Source organism: Rahnella woolbedingensis (genome assembly GCF_003602095.1).
In the GTDB taxonomy this organism is placed as follows: Bacteria; Pseudomonadota; Gammaproteobacteria; order Enterobacterales; family Enterobacteriaceae; genus Rahnella; species Rahnella woolbedingensis.
Genome location: NZ_RAHH01000076.1, coordinates 1 through 2,162 on the forward strand (window position 1 = coordinate 1; position 2,162 = coordinate 2,162).

6 protein-coding genes are annotated in these 2,162 nt (G+C 58.0%); all 6 read left to right on the forward strand.

What is annotated here, in order from left to right:
* The first annotated feature begins 15 nt into the window (after nucleotides 1-15).
* The 6 genes from D6C13_RS25200 to D6C13_RS25225 are packed head-to-tail and all read left to right on the forward strand — an operon-like array spanning nucleotide 16 to nucleotide 2,154.
* On the forward strand, nucleotides 16-225 hold the full coding sequence (locus tag D6C13_RS25200) for a phage holin (protein ID WP_120135335.1): 210 nt from the start codon (nucleotides 16-18) through the stop codon (nucleotides 223-225).
* Complete coding sequence (locus D6C13_RS25205; RefSeq protein WP_120135331.1) at nucleotides 206-715, forward strand: lysozyme; 510 nt, start codon at nucleotides 206-208, stop codon at nucleotides 713-715. The genes D6C13_RS25200 and D6C13_RS25205 overlap by 20 nt, the downstream gene beginning before the upstream one ends.
* Nucleotides 715-1,140: an Rz-like lysis system protein LysB gene (lysB, locus tag D6C13_RS25210; protein ID WP_120135332.1), complete on the forward strand. Its 426-nt coding sequence runs from the start codon at nucleotides 715-717 to the stop codon at nucleotides 1,138-1,140. The genes D6C13_RS25205 and lysB overlap by 1 nt, the downstream gene beginning before the upstream one ends.
* On the forward strand, nucleotides 1,028-1,273 hold the full coding sequence (gene lysC, locus D6C13_RS26045; RefSeq protein WP_244212812.1) for an Rz1-like lysis system protein LysC: 246 nt from the start codon (nucleotides 1,028-1,030) through the stop codon (nucleotides 1,271-1,273). The genes lysB and lysC overlap by 113 nt, the downstream gene beginning before the upstream one ends.
* Complete coding sequence (locus D6C13_RS25220) at nucleotides 1,236-1,703, forward strand: phage tail protein (protein ID WP_120135333.1); 468 nt, start codon at nucleotides 1,236-1,238, stop codon at nucleotides 1,701-1,703. The genes lysC and D6C13_RS25220 overlap by 38 nt, the downstream gene beginning before the upstream one ends.
* Nucleotides 1,696-2,154, forward strand: coding sequence for a phage virion morphogenesis protein (locus D6C13_RS25225; protein ID WP_120135334.1), 459 nt, complete (start codon nucleotides 1,696-1,698; stop codon nucleotides 2,152-2,154). Before D6C13_RS25220 ends, D6C13_RS25225 begins: the two co-directional genes overlap by 8 nt.
* Nucleotides 2,155-2,162 lie beyond the last annotated feature (8 nt).

Consider the following 2,162-nt stretch of genomic DNA (forward strand, 5'->3'; position numbering starts at 1 on the left):
TTGGGACTGATGACCATGGAGCGCATCACCTCGTTTATCTGTTACTGCGTCGCGGCCTTTCTTGCCTGGCTCGGCGCGATGTCACCGCAGGATATCGCCTTTCTGGTCGGTGCCGCCGTCGGCGTGGCGACCTTTCTGGTGAACTGGTACTACCGGCGCAAAACCTATCGCCTGCTGAAAAAGATGGGCGTCAGTGGAGAAATCAATGCAGCCATCAATCGTTAGGCGCTGCGCCGTCGCCGCTGTCCTGGCGATTGCCGCGCTGCTGCCGCAAACGCCAACGTTGAAAACGTCCGCCGCCGGTCTGGCACTGATTGCTGATTTTGAAGGCTGCCGTCTTTCCGCCTATCAATGCAGCGCGGGCGTCTGGACAAACGGCATCGGGCACACCGCAGGCGTGAAGCCGCAAACGCACATCAGCGAACGTCAGGCCGCCGTGAACCTGGTGGAAGACGTGATGCGGGTGGAGAAAGGCATTGCCCGCTGCATGCCGGTTGCCATGCCACAGCCGGTGTATGACGCCGTAGCGTCCTTTGCGTTCAACGTCGGCGTGACGGCGGCGTGTCAATCTACCCTGGCGTTTTTCATCAACAAGGGGGAATGGCGAAAAGCCTGCGAACAGCTGCCGCGCTGGGTGTTTGTGAACGGTGTCCGTGTTACCGGCCTGGAACGGCGCCGCGCGAATGAGCTGGCCTACTGCCTGCGGGGTGTCTGATGCGCATTTTAATTTTGTTACTGCTGGCCGCCTGCGCACTGGCGGGACTGCAAACCTGGCGTATCGGTGGCCTGACTGAAAAAGCCGACCAGGCGCAGCGCATTATCGGCACACTGTCCGCCGGTATTGAAAGCCGCGACAACGCCATTAATCGCCTGAACGATGAGGCCGTGATGCGGGAACGCCAGGAACAAAGTCTGCGCACCCAGCTCTCACGGGCGGGTGAGCAGGCGCGCGTCCGTGAAGTTCATATTCAAAGGTTACTTAATGAAAATCAGGAAATGCGCGATTGGTATGCAGCTATTCTGCCTGATGGTATTAGCCGGGTGCACGCACGTCCCGCCTTTGCCAGCGCCGCAGATTATTTACATTGGCTGTCCGGCGGTAACCAGTTGCCCGATACCAGCAAGCTCACCGGTCACTAACGGCGATTTAAGCAGTGACGTCAGAAACCTGGAGGCCGCGCTGACCGCCTGCGGCCTCCAGGTGGAAGCGGTCAAACAATGCCAGGAGGAACACCGTGTTAAAACCCGCACAGCTACGAAAAGCGTTAACTGACGCCGTGCCGGTGCTGCAAACCAGCCCCGACACCCTGCGGATGTTTGTGGATAACGGGCGCATCGTTTCCACGTTAGCCAGTTCGCTGTCGTTTGAATACCAGTATCAGATGGAGCTACTTATCACCAACTTTGCCCAGGACTGCGATCTGATCATTGTCCCCATACTGGCGTGGCTGCGTGAAAACCAGCCGGACATCATGGCGACACCGGAAAAGCAGCAGACCGGCTTTAAATTCAAGGCCGATATGCTCGATGATGGTTCCTACGATATCGCGATTGACGTGCAGCTCACCGAGCGTGTGATCGTGAAACAGATTGATGCCGGTCTGCACGTTGAACACTTTCCGGAACCGCCACTGCCGGAGCCGGTGGAAAGGCCGCGTGAGCTGTACCTGCACGGCGAGTTAGTGAGTCAGTGGAATGAGTGAGCTGACTGCGTTTGATACCCGCCTGGCGGGGTTGATTGCCGCGTTGTCACCGCAAAGCCGGAAGGCGATGGCGGCGACCATTGCGAAGCGTCTGCGCAAACATCAGCAGCAGCGCATTAAGCAGCAGGTCACGCCGGAGGGGCATCCCTTCACCCCGCGACGTCCGCAGCCATTGCGGGCAAAGAAAGGCCGTATTAAGCGGGAGATGTTCGCCAAACTGCGCACGGCAAAATATATGAAAGCCAAAGGCACCGCTGACGACGCCGTGGTGGAATTTACCGGACAGGTGCAACGGATGGCGAAGGTGCATCAGTACGGGCTGCGGGATCGCCCGTCCGTCCGTGCAAAGGAAATGCAGTATCCGGCGCGCCCGCTGTTAGGACTGGACGCAGAGGATATGAAGATTGTGGAAGATGAATTGCTAATACTTATTAGCTCAGGCTTGAACTGACACAACTG

Bases quoted from the DNA above. Each gene is read 5' to 3' on its own strand.
- D6C13_RS25200 (WP_120135335.1), top strand. From the start codon at position 16: ATGGAGCGCATCACCTCGTTTATCTGTTACTGCGTCGCGGCCTTTCTT.
- D6C13_RS25205 (WP_120135331.1), top strand. From the start codon at position 206: ATGCAGCCATCAATCGTTAGGCGCTGCGCCGTCGCCGCTGTCCTGGCG.
- lysB (WP_120135332.1), top strand. From the start codon at position 715: ATGCGCATTTTAATTTTGTTACTGCTGGCCGCCTGCGCACTGGCGGGA.
- lysC (WP_244212812.1), top strand. From the start codon at position 1,028: ATGGTATTAGCCGGGTGCACGCACGTCCCGCCTTTGCCAGCGCCGCAG.
- D6C13_RS25225 (WP_120135334.1), top strand. From the start codon at position 1,696: ATGAGTGAGCTGACTGCGTTTGATACCCGCCTGGCGGGGTTGATTGCC.